The sequence below is a fragment of the Herbidospora sp. RD11066 genome (assembly GCF_054661255.1).
Map to the genome: position 1 here is coordinate 1 of NZ_BAAGDO010000368.1, position 236 is coordinate 236.

Below are 236 nucleotides of genomic sequence, written 5' to 3' on the forward strand. Positions count from 1 at the left end.
GGTCGCATACCACAACTGTAACAGGCTGACGATACGGTCACGTGATAAACCAGACTGTTGCTGATTGGCTTTTAGGTAAGAAATGACGGGCGCCAGCAGTTCAAAGAAGCCGGAAGTGTCACGTGCTAATGGTTGGGATCGAAGTTGTTCCAGGAGAGTCCAGCAAACAAGCACACACTCCTGGGCCACATTTGGCGGTAAGCGACCCGCCTTTTGCACGTGGGTGTCTTCTCCTC

At 52.5% G+C, this 236-nt stretch carries 1 protein-coding gene; it reads right to left on the reverse strand.

Features of this window, described 5'->3' with window-relative positions; genetic code table 11:
• A partial coding sequence (locus ACYQ78_RS40120; protein WP_459806239.1) for a hypothetical protein occupies positions 1–219 on the reverse strand: 219 nt, incomplete at its 3' end.
• Positions 220–236: the final 17 nt, after the last annotated feature.